Genomic DNA, 18,356 nt, shown 5'->3' on the forward strand with positions numbered 1-18,356 from the left:
GCTCTTTATCAAGAATCTAAAGCAATCGGTTCTGCACTCCCCCTCAAAATCCGAGGACTAATACGCCCTCCCCTTTTCAAGGGAGGGTCTGGCTGGGGTTTTCCCTATTAGGCTTACTGAGTGACCACTTTCAATGGAACAGGAATCGATTTCTGAACCTGCTCGCCTTTCAGCATTTTATCTGCCACTTCAACACCAATAGCACCAATCAATTCAGGCTGTTGAGCAATAGTTGCTGCCAGTTTGCCACGTTTTACCGCTGCAATGCCGTCATCGGTGCCATCAAAGCCAACAATCATTACGTCTTTGCCTGACGCTTGCACGGCACGTAATGCGCCCAATGCCATTTCATCATTCTGCGCGAATACCGCCTGAACATCCGGGTTAGCTGCCAGCATGTTTTCCATGACGTTCAGACCTTTAGTGCGGTCAAAGTCAGCAGGCTGGCTCGAAAGCAATTCCATTGAACCGCCATCCACCACTTTCATGAAGCCTTCGCCACGTTCACGCGCTGCTGATGTACCCGCAATACCTTCCAACTGAATGACCTTGGCCTGCTCACCCACTTTCTCCATGATGAACTTGCCTGCCATTTCACCGCCAGCCACGTTGTCAGACGCAATATGGCTCACCACCTCGCCGCGCTGTGCACCACGGTCTAATGTCAGAACAGGGATTTCGCTGCGGTTCGCAATGCGAATAGCGTTAGAAACTGCCGCGGAATCCGTCGGGTTGATAAGAATCGCTTTAACACCACGAATGGTTAGATCTTCCACGTTCGAAAGCTCTTTGCTCGGGTCGTTTTGGGAATCCAGAACAATCAGCTCATAGCCCAGCTCTTTTGCTTTGTTCTCTGCACCTTCCTTCATAGTGACAAAGAAGGGGTTGTTCAGTGTAGACACAACAATCGCCATGGTGTCTTGCGCTTGTGCAGCCACGGAAACGGTTGAGGAAAGCAGAGCGGCTGAGATAAGCATGGATAGTTTTTTCATTGTCTTCATCCTTTTGTTTTTGATGCGCCAGCGAGGGGGACACTGGCGCGTTCTACACGTAAATCGTTGGTTTAATATTGGATTCGTAGGGTTACTTGTTTTTGTTGTCGACCATGACCGCTGCGAGAATCACTGTCGCTTTGGCAATCATTTGGTAGTAGGAGGAAACGTCCAGCAGGTTCAGGGCGTTATTCAGGAAGCCGATGATCAGCGCGCCAATGAGGGTACCCATGATGCGGCCTTTACCGCCCATCAGACTGGTGCCACCCAGCACCACTGCAGCAATCGCATCCAGTTCGTAGCCCATACCTGCGGTAGGTTGTGCTGAAGAAAGACGTGAGGTCACGATGATGCCTGCAAGCGCTGCCAACAGGCCGCAAATGGCGTAAGCACCGATCTTCACTTTGTCCACGTCGATACCGGACAGGCGGGTAGCAGATTCGTTGCCACCAAGCGCGTAGATGTAGCGACCAAAACGGGTGTGGTTCAGCAAGTACCAGACCGCTGCAAATACAATCACCATCAACCAGACTGGAACCGGAATACCCAGTGCATAGCCAGTACCGAACCAGGCAAATGCATCAGCGGTATCAGTAAACCCGGTAGAGATTGGACGGCCTTCGGTGTAAACCATGGTCACGCCGCGCAGCAGTGTCATGGTGACCAGCGTGGCAATAAACGCCTGCACTTTGCCTTTGGCGATGATGATGCCGGAAATCGCACCCAATACCGCACCAGCAAAGAGCGCGGTTGGCACTGCCACCAGCACAGGCACTTCCATCGCAATCAGTGTTGCGGCAAATGCGCCACATAACGCGAGAACTGAACCCACACTCAGGTCGATCCCTGCAGTCAGGATCACCAGTGTCATACCTACCGCAATAATCGCGTTAATCGACGTCTGGCGAAGAATGTTCAGGATGTTGTCGACGGTAAAGAAGTTCGGGTTTAAAAACGACACCACGACAATCAGAAACAGAAGCGCAATAAGAGATTTCTGTTCTATCAACCACTCTTTGCTGAATAGCTTTTTACCTTCAGCTTTTGATTGGGTTACGGCGTTACTATTCATGCTGCATCCTTCTTAACGTATTTACCTACAGCGCAGGCCAGTAATGTTTCTTGATCGGCATCTTTGGCATCGAACTCCCCGGTAATACGGCCTTCGTGCATCACCATGATTCTGTCACTCATTCCAAGCACTTCCGGCATATCGGAAGAAACCAGAATGATGCTCATACCTTCTGCTTTGAATCGGTTGATTAGCTGATAAATTTCTTTCTTGGCACCTACATCAACGCCGCGGGTTGGCTCGTCGAGGATAAGCACGCGCGGCTTGGTCATCAGGCCTTTGGCAATCGCGACTTTCTGCTGGTTACCACCAGACAAATTGCCGATAAGCTGCTCCCGGGTTGGCGTTTTGATGTTGAAGAGTTGGATGAAATCGTCGACGGCCATGACTTCGTCGTTGTGGCGGATTTGCATACCTTTGCTCAGCTTGTCCAGAGAGCAAATCGACATGTTTTCCTTCACCGACAATCCCAGAATCAGGCCATCGCCTTTTCGATCTTCAGAGATGTAAGCAATACCGTTAATCAATCCATCACGTGGGCTGATTGGGTTAACGGTTTTGCCATTGAGTATGATGTCGCCGCCGTCGCGTGAAAGCGCGCCGTATATCACCTTCATCAGTTCAGTGCGGCCTGCGCCCATCAGGCCGGACACACCGAGAATCTCGCCGCGCTTCAGGGTGAAGCTGACATCTTTCACACCCGCACCGGAAACGTTTTTCACTTCGAGACAAGTGTCACCATGGGTCACGGCAATACGCGGATATTGCTCTTCCAGCTTGCGGCCCACCATCATTTCAATCAGGCGATCTTCATCGATATCTTTCATCTGACATTCACCAATAAATTTGCCGTCGCGCAGCACAGTAATGTCATCGCAAATAGTGAAGATTTCTTTCAGACGGTGAGAGATATAAACAATGCCGCAGCCTTCGTCCCGAAGCTCATTGATGACCTTGAACAGCGATTCTGTTTCGGTGTCAGTCAATGCATCTGTTGGTTCATCCATGATGATGACCTTAGATTCAAACGACAGCGCTTTGGCAATCTCTACCATTTGCTGTTCGCCCAAACTCAGCGCACCCAACAAGGTTTTCGAGCTGTGTTTCACGTTCAGTCGTGCCAGCAATTTATCGGCTTCGGCGTACATCTTGTCCCAAAGCACGCGGCCGAATGGGCCAGTGAATTCACGGCCCAGGTAAATGTTCTCTGCAATCGTCAGTTCAGGGATCAGGTTCAGTTCCTGATGGATAATGCTGATACCTGCCTGCTGCGAATCACGTGGGCCTTTGAATGCTGCAGCTTTGCCTTCGTAATGAATCGAGCCACCGTCCAACGCGTGGATGCCAGTCAGCACTTTCATCAGCGTCGACTTACCTGCACCGTTCTCTCCCATCAGCGCCATCACACGGCCTGGGTAAACGTTGAGGCTGGCTTTATCCAGCGCTTTCACGCCGGGAAAAGCTTTCTCAATCTCACTGAGTTGCAATATTGCTGAGTCATAGGAATGTCCTCGTCTCACTCAAATCCAAAGCGTTTAGAAAACCACGCCAGCTTGAAAAATCACGTTCGCATAAGGTGTGCATTCACCAGTGCGAATCACTGCATGACTGTCATTGGTGCGTTCTTTGAATTCCTCATGCGAAAGGTATTGGATTGAAATCGATTTTCCGCTGCGCGTTTCTTCGTTTCGGATTTCCTGAATCAGTGCTTCATGGCAAGCACGGCTTACTGTTGCGAACTCTTCTGCCAAGATAATCCCTTCAATTTGGGACTCCGTCAGCACGACACGAACCGTCTCCAAAAAGCCTGGAACGCCATGAGTCAACGCGAGATCTATGCGCGCGACATGTTGGGGAATGGGTAAACCAGCATCGCAAATGGTGTATTCATCGGTGTGGCCCAGCGTAGAAACCAGGTGCGCGATATCAGAGTTCAGTAAGGTACTTTTTTTCATTCTTTAACCTTCTAACAGCGGCTAATTGTCGATGGGTCACCAGCTTTTCTTGGGAATCAAGCTGAAAAAGCGGCCATCGAAACGTTTCGCTGACAATAATCGAAACGTTTCGATGCGTCTCTACAATAAATATTCAGGCGTGATTTTGATCTCTGATCTTTAGGTTTTTGGGCAGGGAAATTTGAGCTGACTCACTGTCAGCAGTACTCTCGGAAAACGCCGTGTTGTCCAAAGTTGAACACAGTAAAAACGATGCCAAAGAACGGGGGGTTGAATCGGCTAAAAGGGAAAGAAGCCTTAGATAGCGCTTTCAACAGAAAGCGAATACATAGCATCAAAAAAGTTAAACATTTTATTAACGCATCTCACTTATAGAACTCCGAAGCCGCTGGCAGCGCCTTACGATGAACCTTGAGGCAGTAAGGCTTTACCCATAAAAGGTCAATGCGCAGCACAATGTTTCACAGTGAGCAACAGGACGAAACCCATGCCCACTGAAGACGGATACGATCACCCGCCGAAACCGCTACTCACTCGTCCCAGATAAGTAACGCAACACTACTGACCCTCAAACTTCGCGGTGAATTCCAATAAGAAACCACCGCACCCTCAGTCTATATATGTAAACATCTGGAGGTAACATGAAGACTGATATTCCAGAGGGCGCCCGCGCGCCCATGTTCTGGGAGGCTATCGTCTCACTCCTTTCCCTTGTTATTGGCATCAGCGTTTCCATCGTCATTTACGGACTCGACCCACAAGTTCCCATGTTGTTGGGTGTGGTCGTCGCCAGTGTCGTCGCGCTTCGCTGTGGCTTTTCGTGGAAAGATATTCAATCTGGCATGGTGAATGGCATCTACAACGCCCTGCCAGCGATGATCATTCTGATGATTGTTGGCGCCCTCATCGGTGTCTGGATCCTCGCCGGTGTGGTTCCAACACTGATTTACTATGGTCTGCAAATACTGGCACCGGAGATCTTCCTTCCTGCCTGTGTGATTATCTGTGCTGTCACTTCGCTCGCGACTGGTACTAGCTGGGGTACCACTGGGACCATCGGTGTGGCTTTAATGGGCGTGGGTGGCGGACTTGGCTTTCCGCTTCCATTGGTTGCTGGTGCGGTACTTTCCGGCGCTTACTTCGGCGACAAAATGTCTCCTCTGTCTGACACCACCAATCTGGCACCAGCCATGGCGGGCACGGATCTGTTCACTCACATCAAACACATGTCTTACACCACGGGCGTGAGCATTTCGATCACGCTGGTTATCGAAGCGGTGTTGGGTTTGAAATACAGCGCATCAGGCGGCGACATTGAACGCATCAATAGTATTCTGACGACACTGGACAGTACCTTCTTCATTAACCCCGTTTTATTCCTTCCTCTCTTTCTGGTGCTGTTTGTGTCGTACAAGAAGATGCCCGCTATTCCGGGAATTGCACTGGGTGTAATTGCTGGTGCGATATGCGCGGCTGGTCTGCAGGGTGCTGATTACAATGCTATTGCGAGCGTGGCCTTTGGTGGATATACCTCTGAAACCGGTATCGGCGACGTGGATTCGCTACTGTCACGCGGTGGCCTGGATTCCATGATGTACACCATCAGCCTGATTATCGTTGCCATGATGTTTGGTGGTGTGATGGAACGGACTAACCAGCTTCGCGTGATTGCAGACAAGATCCTTGCTGCGGCTAAATCGACGGGCTCGCTTGTTGTCTCTACTGTACTCACCGGTATTGGTGCCAACCTGATTTTGTGTGACCAATACATGGCAATTGTTATGAGTGCGCGTAGCTATGCGGAAGCCTACAGGGAACGTGGCTTGGCACCGGAAAACCTTTCCCGAGCGGTGGAGGACTCCGCAACCGTCACGGCAAACCTAGTTCCTTGGAACTCAGGCGGTGCATATCAGGCAGCCACCTTGGGCGTTGCTACTTTGGCCTACTTGCCATTCAATTTCTTCTGTTGGATTTCCCCACTCGTGACCATTTTGTTTGGTGTAATGGGTTGGACCATGTGGAAGATTGACGATCAGCAAGAAGCACCAGAAGCTTCAGTTGATCGAAATATATGATGTAGTTCCAATATACCTTTAAGGCTGCCATGGGCAGCCTTTTTATCATTATAAATATAAAAATGTCTCTCCTATCAACACCAATGCCTGCCTTCCTCATCAAAAATTTCGAACGAAGAGTGATTTGCTATTTCTCTGTGAGAATTTCGCGAGATTTGTTCCTTAACCTTTCCTAAAGCAACGTGAAACAGCGCTGAAGGTATTCAGCCAAACAAGCTCTAGGGAGTGTAAATCCATGACAGTTCTTGTTAATTCGGTATTTTGTCCGCCAACACCTGGCAGCAATACCAACGAGCCAGGACAGTTCTTCAACCTATCACCACTTGGAAAGCTCAGTCAGCAAGAGCGCCTGCAGTTTGTCTCTTTTGGCCGAGGTCCTTCAGTTAAACCGTCGTTTCCCACTTTGAGCATGGCAATCGAACACCATGCTAGGGAAACTCCTTTTGCAATTGCCGCAATTGATGGCAGACAAACGATTTCTTATCGTGAGCTGGACGCAGAGGCCGAAAAGCTCGCCACCTTATTGCAACGATTGAAAGTAAAATCCGGCGACTCAGTCGGCATTTTCCTTTCACGCTCAATTCCCATGTTGGTAGGCATGCTGGCTTGTTTGAAGATTGGCGCCAATTATGTGCCCCAACATGCCAGTGTCGCGCCGAAATCCCAGCTTTCACATATCATTGATGTCGCCAGAATCCGGGTCGTCTTTACCCTTTCCAAACATAAGCACGACCTGCCCGAAGCCGACGGCACCATCCGCTTAGAACTGGATACCCTACTTAAATCGCCTGAATTTAAGTCTATGGAAGCAGGTGGAAAGCGTATTACCAAGCCCAATGACGTCTGTTTTGTCTTGTTCACCTCTGGCACGACCGGAAGGCCCAATGGCGTTCAGGTGACACACAAAAATGTCGCCAATATCGTCATGACATCACCGGGAAACCTTGGTGTGAAACCGGGCATGCGAGTCGGGCAAATCCTGAGCATTGCTTTTGATATGTCTGCATGGGAAATCTATGTTGCATTGTGTCATGGCGCGACCCTCCTCATCCGAGACAGCTCCATTCAACAAGCTGCCAGCAACGCTGACGTGATTATTGCGACACCTTCGATTCTGGGACAGATAAACCCGGAGGCATGCCCCGACGTAAGAACGGTCGCCGTAGCGGGCGAACCTTGCCCAGTGCCACTGGCAGAAACCTGGGGGGCGAAATGCGATTTCTACAACTCCTGCGGCCCGACCGAAACAACCATCATTAATACGGCAAAACTGTTCAAGCCCGGTGACCGACTCACCATCGGTAAACCGACCCCGAACAACACTGTGTATGTGCTGAACGATAACCTCGAGCCCTGCAGCATTGGTGAAGTGGGCGAGATGTGGGCAGGCGGCATATGTGTAACCAAAGGTTATCTCGCCAATGTCGAACTGAGTCAGGCGCGTTATCGCCCTGACCCCTTCCTTGGTGATGGACATGTGATGTTCCGCACTCGCGATTTGGGGCGCTGGAACCACGAGGGAGAGCTGGAACACTTTGGGCGCACCGACGATCAGGTCAAAGTCAGAGGTTTCCGTGTCGAGTTGGATTCAGTCTCCTCCCATCTGGAAAACCTGCCTGAATGCCGACTGGCTGTCACTCTAAAAGTCGACGACAGGCACTTAGCGTCTTTCGTGGTGCCATCAAGTGTGGATGAGCAAACTGCAATCGACCATGTAGCTGCCCATCTTCCTTACTACGCCGTTCCTATCCGAGTGATTGTATGTGACGAGTTGCCCCTCACTGATCGGGGAAAAATCGACAAACGCAAACTGCTATCTCTTTTTGACAACGCCATGAAATCAGCCAAGGAAGGTGACGCATGATGGCTCCCTACTCAGAAACCGAATTACCGGCAAAGCAGGGGTTACTGCAACGCATGTGGAAATATCCTGCATTGGAACACTATGTTCGTCTGGTGATTATCATTTCACTGGTCAACCTTGGTTGGCTGGTTTATGGGATGACGGAAGGAAACTGGTTTGACCGAAACCATCTCGACCTTACCAGCCTGAGTAACATGGTGATCGGCAATTTCTTTGTGGCGGTGCTGGTTCGCCAGCAATACACGATCAACTTTTTGTTCTGGCTGGCAACCCGTGCGCCTGTGACCTGGCCGCTTTCTATCAGGTGGCATCTGGGCAAGATCTATCACCACGGTGGTCTGCATTCTGGCTGTGCTATCAACGGTAGCCTTTGGTTTGCGCTGTTTACAGGTGCCATCATCTACCAAAAAATGCACGCCCTCAGCCCAGTGTCAGATCTCAGCCTGTGGTCGACGCTCGGTATCATTGGCTTGCTAGTGGTGATGATTGCGATGGCAATGCCAAACATTCGCAAGAAATATCACAATGCCTTTGAAGCCTCTCACCGCTTTGCGGGGTGGTCCGTGCTTATCCTGTTCTGGGTGCAAACTTTGTCGATAGCCAGTGACCAGAATCCAACGCAACCACTGTGGGACTTTGCCCTGCAAACCCCTTCAGTCTGGCTGCTCAGTATCATGACCTTCAGCATTCTTCTGCCCTGGCTTCGACTTCGCAGGGTGCCCGTTGAGATCACCACGCCGTCTAACCATGTTGCGCTGTTGAAGTTCAATTATGGAGTCACGCCATTTGCTGGCTCTTCCATGGCAATAAGCCGTTCACCTCTGATGGAATGGCACCACTTTGCGAACGTTCCTTCACCGGATGAACCTGGCTATCGCCTGACCGTGTCACGCGCCGGAGATTGGACAGGTAAGCTGATTGACGACAAACCTTCCCACGTTTGGGTGAAAGGCATTCCGACGGCGGGTGTGGCGAACATTGAAGTGCTGTTCAAACGTGTGGTGTACGTGGCAACAGGCAGCGGCATTGGGCCATGTCTCCCTCACCTGTTAGCCCAAAAGCTTCCGATGCAGTTGGTGTGGTCAACGCGTAATCCGAGAAAAACCTACGGCGATGCCCTCGTCGATGAAATTCTCGCTGCACAGCCAGACGCTCTGATATGGGATACCGACGAGCTTGGCAAACCGGATATGGTGCAACTCGCTTATGCCGCCTATCAGGCATTTGATGCGGAAGCTGTGATTTGTATCTCTAACCAGAAACTGACCAGACAAGTGGTGTATGGCATGGAAAGCCGCGGCATTCCTGCTTACGGCGCCATTTGGGATTCTTAATAAGAGGCTTTGACGATGAACATCAAAACAGAAGTCGATGGCAATGTAGTCATCATCCGGCTGCACCGCCCAGAGAAACGCAACGCACTCTGTACGCCACTGCTCGAAGAGCTGATGGAAACATTAACACGCTATGACGCTGACCCAAATGTCGGATGTTTCGTAGTGACGGGCTCTGAGCAAGTCTTCGCGGCCGGTGCTGATATCAGTGAAATGGCAGATATGAGCTATCAGGAAATGACAGCGACGGATTACTTTGGAGGCTGGGAGGCGTTTACCCGTATCCGCACGCCAATCATTGCTGCCGTGTCTGGGTATGCACTGGGAGGAGGTTGTGAGCTCGCCATGATGTGCGACACCATATTCGCTGCTGAGTCTGCACTGTTTGGTCAGCCTGAACTGACTATCGGTGTCATTCCCGGCATGGGTGGCTCCCAGCGCCTCACCAAACTGGTCGGAAAGTCCAAAGCCACGGACATGATCCTGACTGGCAGAATGATGGATGCCGTTGAAGCAGAACGCGCAGGACTGGTTTCCCGTGTGGTGCCAGATGAACAATTAATGCAAGAAACGCTCGAAGCCGCTAAAACCATCGCGCGATATAGCAAGCCCGCGGTTCTACTGGCAAAAGAGTGCGTGCTAAACGCAGAAAAACTGTCCGTGGAAGATGGGGTTCGAATGGAACGCCGCGCGTTTCATGGGCTGTTTGCTACGGAAGATCAAAAAGAAGGCATGCACGCTTTCATCGAAAAACGACAACCGCAATTCATTGGAAACTGACATCTCGCTTCTGTTTTTTGGCGCCTGTCCTGGGCGCTTTTTTATTTAACCTGGGTTAGCACCGAGTATCTAACTTTAGACAACTTCCTATTTCGCGTCTCGATACACTCTCCTATGCAACTTTTTGTTATTAGGGGCTGTTGAGTATCCTCAGCAGCCCTTTCTGATCTGTATTCGAGGCGTTTTCAATGAATGAAAGCAATCCGCCGCAGGAGGCGAACAAACCACCCACAAATGCCAATGAGCCCAAAGCCGCCAGCAGCGCACGCAGATTCACTTACTACCTGATCGCGGCTGCGCTGGTTATTTGGTGCTATTCGCTGTGGGCAGATCGCGTCACGCCCATGACAGATCATGGCCGCGTTAATGGACAATTGATACGGATCAGTCCGCAGATTTCAGGGCCAATTTCTGCCATTTCTATCCTCAATAATGCAGAGGTCAAACGTGGCCAACTTTTGATGTCCATCGACAAGCAACCTTTCGAGTTAAATGTCAACGCAGCAAGACTGGCGCTTCAACAATCCACACAATCCGTGAATGCCGATTCCGCCGCCATTGATGCTGCGAAAGCCAATGAAGTTGCCGCCCGCGTTAAGGTCAGTAATGCCAAACAACATGCGGAGCGAAACATGGCACTGGCAAGACTTGGCGTCGTCAGTCAGGCAACACTGGATGACAGTTTGGCTTCTCTTGATGCCGCTAAAGCGAGTCTGGCTCAGGCCACGGCTGATCTCGCTAAAGCCCAACAGGAACTGGGCCCCAAAGGAGAAAACAACCCACAAGTAAAAACCGCCTTGAACAATTTGGACCAAGCACTGCTCAACCTTTCCTATACAGATATCCGAGCGCCCGCCGCGGGGGTGATCACCAACATGAACCTGTCTGCGGGTGACTTTGCGGCGACAGGTAAACCGCTCCTGACGTTTATCAATAATCGTCATTTTTGGCTCACTGCCATGGTCACGGAGAACTCTTTGGCTTACGTGAAGAAAGGTACCGTGGTTAAGATTGTGTTTGACGCCTACCCCGGCGAGATTTTCCATGGAGAAGTCACTTCCGTTGGCTGGGGAAGCAGCGGTAATGGCAGCCTGCAAGTCGATGGCAACAGTGGTTTGTTTGACTCCCCTACTGGCATACAGCATTCGCAGCGGTTTCCCGTCAATATCCGCTACTTTGATTTGCCGGCAGATATCCAGCTTCGCTACGGCGGTCGCGCTACAGTCAGCTTCTTCCCTGGGCAGTCCACCATTGGTGAGTTGCTACTGGATGCCTGGACCTGGCTCTGGAGCTACCTGAGCTATGTCTCTTAGTTATGCCTCATCAAGCCATGTTTAGAAACAGTGGTAACGGAATCATCCGTGTTGCTGTTTTTCCTGTGCTGCTTCTGTTCTGGCAGCATGTTTTTGGCACAGACATTCCGCTTCTTGCACCTGCGATTTGTGCGGTATTCCTGACGACATCATCCAAGCCTCCGCCTCTTATCATGGTGTTTCTGATGGCAGCCATCTTGTTTGCCACCGCCTGGTTTCAGGGGGCCTTGAGTAACCTTCTGATAGACCAGCCCTTGGTCTATTACTGTGTACTGTTTGTAGTATTTTACTGGTGCATGCAGCGCGCACGTGAAAACCCTCAGGATTTACTGGCAACGCTCTTGATTGTATCGACCGCGATGATTGCCGTGTTTTCCCGTCAGAAAGGCCTCGATGTCAGTCAGATCCCGCTGGCTTTAATGAAGAACATACTGATTGCGGGTTTTACTGCCTACCTCGGCTATTTTCTGGTGCCGGGCGGCGACCCTATTGCACCCGATCCTGTTCCTGCTCCCCACCAGCCGATTCACACGGAAATCTGGCATATCGCTTTCAAAGCTGCCGTGGTACTCATTGTGCTGGTGAATGCGATCAGCTTTGATTTAGTTCAGAGCACCATAGTCACCATTACTGTTGCGCTAATCATCAAAGATCCGGATCCCTCCGCTGGCCACAATTACGGCGTTCGGAGGTTATTGGCGACATATGCTGGCTTTCTCTACGCCCTTCCAGTACTTCTAATGAATCTGCTTCAAACCAACCTTGTCGGGCACGTCAGTGTGACCATCATCTGTGCCTTGTTGATGGGAATCCATGCCGCCACCAAGCGCGCCAACTTCAACACCATTCAGCTTTTATATTCTGGCTTCGTCGTCCTGATTTATTATGGTATTACCCAAAACGCCGGAAGTGCTTTTGTCGAAGACGGCAAGAGGTTGTTGTCCATCATGGCTGCCGTGCTGCTGGGAACCGGTGTTTTAATTTTGCTTCAGCCTTACCAAAGGCAGCTTGGATAAAAGATTTGTCGACGTCTTCTCAATTTGATTTTTTTATTGATGACAGTTATAACTTTCTAAACGACAGTATTATCGTTAGCTTGAATTAATGAGTTTCAGGTTGGTCAAAATGATGAATGTGAATAAATTAAATCGCTGGTGTACTCAGGACTACAAAATCGCTTTTTTCTTCCCTGCATAAGCATTCCTTTTGCGCAGTCCCTGCGCGCACTTATCGAAAAGTCGTATCAATAACCCGATTCACTTAATAGTGTTTTCGTATTGTCACGCTTACTGCTTCGATAATTAAACCTAATGCAAAAATTCGAAATCAGATTAATTTCCTGACGGAAGCCTAGTGCCTAAATAAAATGAATAATTGGCAAGTTTTCCGTCAGATAAAAATTTAAGGTAGAAAAAATGGAAAACTTCAAACACCTCCCAGAACCATTCCGTATCCGTGTGATTGAGCCAGTAAAACGCACCACCCGTGCGTATCGCGAAGAAGCCATTTTAAAAGCGGGTATGAACCCCTTCCTGTTGGACAGTGAAGACGTGTTTATCGACCTGCTGACGGACAGTGGTACAGGCGCTCTCACTCAGGAAATGCAGGCAGCTATGCTGCGCGGTGATGAAGCCTACAGCGGTAGCCGTAGCTACTATGCGCTGTCCAACGCGGTAAAGGACATCTTCGGCTATGACCTCACCATTCCAACCCACCAAGGGCGTGGTGCAGAGCAAATCTACATTCCTGTGTTGATCAAAAAGCGCGAGCTAGAGAAAGGTTTGGATCGCAGCAAAATGGTGGCGCTATCGAACTACTTCTTCGACACCACACAAGGCCATACTCAGGTAAACTGCTGTGTTGCTAAAAACGTTTATACCAAAGATGCGTTTGATACCTCAGTCACCGCTGACTTCAAAGGCAACTTTGATCTGCAAAAGCTGGAAGCAGCTATCCTCGACGCTGGCGCTGCCAACGTGCCATACATTGTGAGCACCATTACCTGTAACTCCGCGGGCGGTCAGCCGGTTTCTATTGCTAACCTGAAAGCGGTGTATGAGATTGCCAAACGCTACGACATTCCGGTGATCATGGACTCGGCGCGCTTTGCGGAAAACGCCTATTTCGTCCAGCAACGCGAACCCGGATTCAAAGATTGGACGATTGCTGAAATCACCCGCGAAGCTTACAAATATGCGGATGGCCTGGCGATGTCAGCGAAGAAAGATGCCATGGTTCAAATGGGCGGACTGCTGTGCTTCAAAGACGACGCTTTCATGGACGTGTATCAGGAATGCCGCACCCTTTGCGTGGTGCAGGAAGGCTTCCCAACTTATGGCGGACTGGAAGGTGGCGCGATGGAGCGCTTAGCTGTGGGCCTTTATGACGGTATGCGTCAGGAATGGCTGGAATACCGCATCAAGCAGGTTCAATATCTGGTTGATGGCTTGGAAGCGATTGGCATTGTTTGCCAACAAGCTGGCGGTCATGCGGCGTTTGTCGATGCTGGTAAGTTGCTCCCACACATTCCTTCTGACCAATTCCCGGCACATGCATTGGCGTGTGAGCTTTACAAAGTTGCCGGCATCCGGGCAGTGGAAATCGGTTCACTGCTTCTGGGTCGCGACCCTGCCACTGGCAAACAACATCCATGTCCGGCTGAGTTGCTTCGTCTGACCATCCCGCGTGCGACTTACACCCAATCACACATGGACTTCATCATTGAAGCGTTCGGTGAAGTGAAGAAAAATGCGCACAATGTGAAAGGACTCGACTTTACGTATGAACCTTCCGTCCTCCGTCACTTTACGGCAAGACTCAAAGAAGTGGGGCCAGCGGAAGTAAAAAAGCACAACGCTGCTGAGCTGGAAAGTGTGTCGTAGGTGTGCTCACCGCAATTTTCCATTTCCTCGCCATGGCAGGCAAGTTACCCTCATTAATCGGTTGAATCACCGGTAACGCAATAAGGCCGATTACTCGGCCTTATTGTTTCCTGACGCCGTCCCTTCGTCGTCATCTTTGGAAACCGCACTGAATGAAGGTAATGTCACCGGGTGCCCGTTCCTTTCTTTGGTAGAGAGGTGCATGTCTTCACTTTGTGTGCCTTCCTCCTCGTCAGAGGTTTCCGCTTTGACTGGCGGATAATCCGATTGTAAGGGCGGAGAATCCTCTTCAAAGTCCATTGCTGTTGGCACCGCTCTGATCTGGGCTCTCGGTTTCGCCATGACGGAGGACAATACAAAACAGACGCGGTAACGCGGTATTTCAGCGACTTGTGGTGGTGACACTTGGCGCTGACTTTGGTGCAGACTGAGAATGGCATCCACGATCTTGCTTCCCATACCCAATGAGCCAGTGTCACTGGTTTCATCGACGGCGTTTTCAATGCAAAAGCTAATGTTCGCTCCCTTGGCCTTGGCCGCGTCCATCAGAATGGAAGCGCGTGCAGGGCTATGTCGAATGGCATTTTCCATTAAGTTGTCGAACACTCGATTTATCAGCACTTCATCTGCGAACACATTTAAGGGTTCGGAAACCGTTATCACTAAATCGACCTGTTTCTTTTTCAATTGAAGTTCGAAACGGTGGCGAACATCCTCAAATAGCTCGCGCACATCAATCTCTCGATAAGAAAGCACAATCTTTGCGGATGGTGATCTCGCAGCTTCAAGCTGACTTTTTAAATGTCCCTGCAGGCGCTGGGCATTGTGGTAAGCCGTGTCGATCATGCCCCGACCTTCATCATGCTGGATTCGCCAGGTTTCGAGATACCCGAGAATATTCGCCAAAGGCGTTTTCAGGTCGTGACTCAGTTGCACCAAATGCTCGCGTCGTTGTGCTTCTTGCACCCTAAGCTGAATAAATTGCTGTTGGATAACCGCCATCATTCTGCGGTATTGATTCGCCAGATCCTGAAGTTCCGGTGACCGTAGATACAGCGGGGGAGAAACTCGAAATTCGGTTTTCGCTGATTCTTCTATCTGCTTCACCATCAGCCTTCCCGGCGTGATGATTCCACGATGAACCATGCGATAAACCACTAAAGCGAAGAGCAAAATCGCGACCAACGCAGCAGCAACAACCGGTGCGTACTGAAGCAAATTTTCGGTATCGGCAAAGGCGTTGTAACCCTGACTGCCAATAAGAACATAGAGGTAACCCGCCACCTGTCCGTCAGCATCAATTTGTGCCGCAGAGAACACCTTCTCACCTTGTTGAGATAAGGGATCTTCTCCTAAAACAGGGAACGGCTCTCCGCGAAGAAACTGTTTAATAGGCTCAACATCTACCTGCAAACGAATGACATCTTCTATAGGAGGACCAGAGGTAGTGATATTGCCCTGAGGGTCAAGAAAGTAGATTTCAAAGTCAGGGCCCAGCAACATCAAAGTGTGAAAGATAGAGGACAGCGCCTCCGGACTATAGTCATCACCGACCATCAAGGGATTATCATCCCGCATGTGCATCGCAAGATCTTTATGCAGCAGTTGCCGCGAGCGCTGTTCATTTTGCTGCCACACCGACACACTTAGCAGGGTTAAAAGTGCTGCGCTGCACAAGAACCAAATCAAGGTGAATAACAGCAGACGGTTTTTAAACGCCAATATTTACCTCCCGTCCCTCATCGGTTAAATGGTCGCCCGTTGGATCATGGACGGATCGGAGGCTTCACGGAACTTGTAGCCGACTCCCCAAACCGTGTGAATGTATTTAGGTGCCGCAGGGTTACTTTCCAATTTGCTACGTAGCCTGTTGATAGCGCAACACACAGTGTGTCGATATCCGTCGTAATCGGTGTTCCATACCCGGCTAAGCAATTCGTCTTTACTGAAGACGCGATCGGGGCGCTTTGCCAGGCAGCATAACAAGGAGAATTCTGTTGGTGTCAGGTCGATTTCACGACCTTCTAACTTGACGCTATGGGTTTCAGGACAGATTTCCAGATGCTGGAAAAGTAGCGCAGTAGAATGCTCGCTGCTCATCTCACAACTGTTAGACTTCAATTCTTTTACTGATCCAGACTGCCACTGGCTATGAAGGGAAACGCGGCGCATCAGTGCCCTTACCCTTGCCTGAAACTCAATCACACTGAAAGGCTTGGCAAGATAATCATCTGCACCGGCTTCAAAGCCTTCCACCATGTCAGATTCAGAATCCAACGCGGTCAACATCAATACGGGAATACCGTTTTCTTGCTGGCGGAGAAACTCACAGAACGTTTTACCGTCTCCATCATCCAGACCTCTATCCAAAACAATAGCGGCGATGTTTTCGTTAGCCAACGCACGATATCCCTCCTCTAATGAAGAGCCTTTAATGACTTCAAAGCCCATCACTTTGAGGTGCAAGGCAATAAGGCCTGCGATATCAGCGTCATCTTCCAGAACCAAAACTGATTGTTGCATAGGGAGCTCCCATTCTTAGGGTCTGTTGACCTTTGGTGATCATCACTCCCAATGAACCTAGAATAGGCAGATAAATTTCACGATTTTCGTTGAAAATCGGATAACACTCGCACATTTCTTCAATCTGAACACTGATTCTTACATTTCTTACATCAGACTCTTTTGGTGCTGACATTTACACATTCAAATCATCAAGTTATCGCATTGCCAAACTAGTTTTATCTGCCGAAATATCCTTAGAACGCGAGCGAATTGACACCAAATAGGTAACAGCACTAAAGAATTTTTGATACAAACTTGTTATGATTAGTTTCATTGCATTCATATTTTTCAGTTATTTAAACCAAGAAAGGATATGTAACGTAGTGCAATATCAGCCGGATAAATGATTAGAGCTATATTCATTTATCATGTCATTTAAAATGAGAGGGAACTTCCATGAAAAAACTTTTAGCCTCGTCCTGCTTGCTGCTTTCAGCTATGCCAATGAGCAGCTTTGCGGCAGAGTGCGGCAAAGTCACCATCGCAGATATGAACTGGAACTCCGCAAGCCTCATCGCTAATGTTGACCGCATCATTCTTGCTGAAGGCTACGACTGTGACGCAGAGCTGGTTCCAGGCGACACCATGCCTACCGGCACTTCAATGATCGAAAAAGGCGAACCAGATATCGCACCTGAATTTTGGAGTAACTCCCTGAAAGCCGCGCTTGATCGCGGTGTTGAGGAAGGCCGACTCCGTTTCGCGGGTGCCGTACTTTCTGACGGTGGCGAAGAAGGTTTTTGGGTACCTAAGTATCTGGTAGAAAAAGATCCTAGCCTTGGAACTATTGAAGGTGTGATTGCGAACCGCGAATTGTTTGAACATCCAGAAGATCCATCAAAATCCGCTTTCTATGGCTGCCCTGCTGGCTGGAACTGTCAAATTTCATCTGGCAACCTGTTCAATGCAATGGGTCTGGAAGACAAAGGCTTCGAACTGATTGATCCAGGTTCAGGCGCTGGTCTGTCTGGCTCAATCGCGAAAGCTTACGAGCGTGGAGAAGGCTGGTTTGGTTACTACTGGGCACCAACGGCGGTTCTGGGTAAGTACGAAATGGTGAAAGTTGACTTCGGATCAGGCATTGACGAAGACCACTTTAAAACCTGTACTACCAATGCAGACTGTCTCGAGCCAAAAGTGACCATGTACCCGCCATCAGCGGTAGACACGGTGATCACCGAGAGCTTTGCACAGAACTCCCCAGAAGCGGTTAGTTACCTCTCCAACCGTTCATTCACCAACGCACAGCTAAATAGCCTGCTTGCATGGATGGAAGAGAATCAGGCTGACGGTGAAATCGCTGCCCTGTACTTCCTTGAAAACCATGAAGACATCTGGGGCGCATGGGTAACACCTGAAGTGGCAAAGAAAATCAAATCTTCACTGTAATCGCACCACACTGTTTGCGGGCTGCTTTTTCAGCCCGCAATTTTTAGCGACAACCTAATCTATAAATGCGACGTATCTTTTGGCTCTCTATGTACGTCCGCACTTACCCACTGACGATGGGTATATAGTTTCTAA

The 18,356-nt window shown here is 49.8% G+C and carries 14 protein-coding genes; 8 read left to right on the top strand and 6 right to left on the bottom strand.

The window, feature by feature from the left end; all coding sequences use genetic code 11:
* Nucleotides 1-113: 113 nt before the first annotated feature.
* From rbsB to rbsD, 4 genes are all read right to left on the bottom strand, one after another.
* A complete protein-coding gene (gene rbsB, locus G5S52_RS20275) occupies nt 114-992 on the bottom strand; it encodes a ribose ABC transporter substrate-binding protein RbsB (RefSeq protein WP_165018010.1) in 879 nt (292 codons plus the stop codon).
* 91 nt (nt 993-1,083) lie between these two features.
* On the bottom strand, nt 1,084-2,064 hold the full coding sequence (rbsC, locus tag G5S52_RS20280) for a ribose ABC transporter permease (RefSeq protein WP_165018013.1): 981 nt from the start codon (nt 2,062-2,064) through the stop codon (nt 1,084-1,086).
* Nucleotides 2,061-3,584, bottom strand: a complete 1,524-nt coding sequence (gene rbsA, locus G5S52_RS20285; protein ID WP_165018016.1) for a ribose ABC transporter ATP-binding protein RbsA — start codon at nt 3,582-3,584, stop codon at nt 2,061-2,063. The genes rbsC and rbsA overlap by 4 nt, the downstream gene beginning before the upstream one ends.
* Nucleotides 3,585-3,599: 15 nt before the next feature.
* Complete coding sequence (rbsD, locus tag G5S52_RS20290) at nt 3,600-4,019, bottom strand: D-ribose pyranase (protein WP_165018018.1); 420 nt, start codon at nt 4,017-4,019, stop codon at nt 3,600-3,602.
* Nucleotides 4,020-4,660: 641 nt separating this feature from the next.
* Here rbsD and nhaC point away from each other — a divergent pair.
* From nhaC to tnaA, 7 genes are all read left to right on the top strand, one after another.
* Complete coding sequence (nhaC, locus tag G5S52_RS20295) at nt 4,661-6,094, top strand: Na+/H+ antiporter NhaC (RefSeq protein WP_165018021.1); 1,434 nt, start codon at nt 4,661-4,663, stop codon at nt 6,092-6,094.
* 235 nt (nt 6,095-6,329) lie between these two features.
* Nucleotides 6,330-7,958, top strand: coding sequence for an amino acid adenylation domain-containing protein (locus G5S52_RS20300; RefSeq protein ID WP_165018024.1), 1,629 nt, complete (start codon nt 6,330-6,332; stop codon nt 7,956-7,958).
* The gene (locus tag G5S52_RS20305) at nt 7,955-9,292 is read left to right on the top strand and encodes an FNR domain-containing protein (protein ID WP_165018027.1); all 1,338 of its coding nucleotides are present in this window, start codon (nt 7,955-7,957) and stop codon (nt 9,290-9,292) included. The genes G5S52_RS20300 and G5S52_RS20305 overlap by 4 nt, the downstream gene beginning before the upstream one ends.
* A 15-nt stretch (nt 9,293-9,307) precedes the next feature.
* Nucleotides 9,308-10,072 (top strand): enoyl-CoA hydratase-related protein, encoded by a 765-nt coding sequence (locus G5S52_RS20310; RefSeq protein ID WP_165018030.1) that lies wholly within the window; start codon nt 9,308-9,310, stop codon nt 10,070-10,072.
* Nucleotides 10,073-10,260: 188 nt separating this feature from the next.
* Nucleotides 10,261-11,385 carry an HlyD family secretion protein gene (locus G5S52_RS20315; RefSeq protein ID WP_165018033.1) on the top strand — a complete coding sequence of 375 codons (1,125 nt, stop codon included), beginning with the start codon at nt 10,261-10,263 and terminating at the stop codon, nt 11,383-11,385.
* A 17-nt stretch (nt 11,386-11,402) separates the two neighbouring features.
* Complete coding sequence (locus G5S52_RS20320; RefSeq protein ID WP_165018036.1) at nt 11,403-12,401, top strand: DUF2955 domain-containing protein; 999 nt, start codon at nt 11,403-11,405, stop codon at nt 12,399-12,401.
* 399 nt (nt 12,402-12,800) lie between these two features.
* A complete protein-coding gene (gene tnaA, locus G5S52_RS20325) occupies nt 12,801-14,267 on the top strand; it encodes a tryptophanase (protein ID WP_165018039.1) in 1,467 nt (488 codons plus the stop codon).
* A 90-nt stretch (nt 14,268-14,357) separates the two neighbouring features.
* Here tnaA and G5S52_RS20330 read toward each other — a convergent pair whose 3' ends face one another.
* Both G5S52_RS20330 and G5S52_RS20335 read right to left on the bottom strand, forming a co-directional pair.
* Entirely contained in the window at nt 14,358-15,989 is a 1,632-nt protein-coding gene (locus tag G5S52_RS20330; protein WP_165018042.1) for a sensor histidine kinase, read from the bottom strand.
* A gap of 24 nt (nt 15,990-16,013) precedes the next feature.
* On the bottom strand, nt 16,014-16,790 hold the full coding sequence (locus G5S52_RS20335; protein WP_165018045.1) for a response regulator transcription factor: 777 nt from the start codon (nt 16,788-16,790) through the stop codon (nt 16,014-16,016).
* A gap of 438 nt (nt 16,791-17,228) precedes the next feature.
* Between G5S52_RS20335 and G5S52_RS20340 the strand changes: the two genes are divergently transcribed.
* Nucleotides 17,229-18,221 carry an ABC transporter substrate-binding protein gene (locus tag G5S52_RS20340; protein WP_165018048.1) on the top strand — a complete coding sequence of 331 codons (993 nt, stop codon included), beginning with the start codon at nt 17,229-17,231 and terminating at the stop codon, nt 18,219-18,221.
* Nucleotides 18,222-18,356 lie beyond the last annotated feature (135 nt).

The organism is Grimontia sedimenti (assembly GCF_011045095.1).
Lineage (GTDB): Bacteria > Pseudomonadota > Gammaproteobacteria > Enterobacterales > Vibrionaceae > Enterovibrio > Enterovibrio sedimenti.

Excerpts from the sequence above, each read along its gene's own strand:
- rbsB (WP_165018010.1), bottom strand. The coding sequence starts at position 992 with ATGAAAAAACTATCCATGCTTATCTCAGCCGCTCTGCTTTCCTCAACC.
- rbsC (WP_165018013.1), bottom strand. The coding sequence starts at position 2,064 with ATGAATAGTAACGCCGTAACCCAATCAAAAGCTGAAGGTAAAAAGCTA.
- rbsD (WP_165018018.1), bottom strand. The coding sequence starts at position 4,019 with ATGAAAAAAAGTACCTTACTGAACTCTGATATCGCGCACCTGGTTTCT.
- nhaC (WP_165018021.1), top strand. The coding sequence starts at position 4,661 with ATGAAGACTGATATTCCAGAGGGCGCCCGCGCGCCCATGTTCTGGGAG.
- G5S52_RS20300 (WP_165018024.1), top strand. The coding sequence starts at position 6,330 with ATGACAGTTCTTGTTAATTCGGTATTTTGTCCGCCAACACCTGGCAGC.
- G5S52_RS20305 (WP_165018027.1), top strand. The coding sequence starts at position 7,955 with ATGATGGCTCCCTACTCAGAAACCGAATTACCGGCAAAGCAGGGGTTA.
- G5S52_RS20310 (WP_165018030.1), top strand. The coding sequence starts at position 9,308 with ATGAACATCAAAACAGAAGTCGATGGCAATGTAGTCATCATCCGGCTG.
- G5S52_RS20315 (WP_165018033.1), top strand. The coding sequence starts at position 10,261 with ATGAATGAAAGCAATCCGCCGCAGGAGGCGAACAAACCACCCACAAAT.
- G5S52_RS20320 (WP_165018036.1), top strand. The coding sequence starts at position 11,403 with ATGTTTAGAAACAGTGGTAACGGAATCATCCGTGTTGCTGTTTTTCCT.
- tnaA (WP_165018039.1), top strand. The coding sequence starts at position 12,801 with ATGGAAAACTTCAAACACCTCCCAGAACCATTCCGTATCCGTGTGATT.
- G5S52_RS20335 (WP_165018045.1), bottom strand. The coding sequence starts at position 16,790 with ATGCAACAATCAGTTTTGGTTCTGGAAGATGACGCTGATATCGCAGGC.
- G5S52_RS20340 (WP_165018048.1), top strand. The coding sequence starts at position 17,229 with ATGAAAAAACTTTTAGCCTCGTCCTGCTTGCTGCTTTCAGCTATGCCA.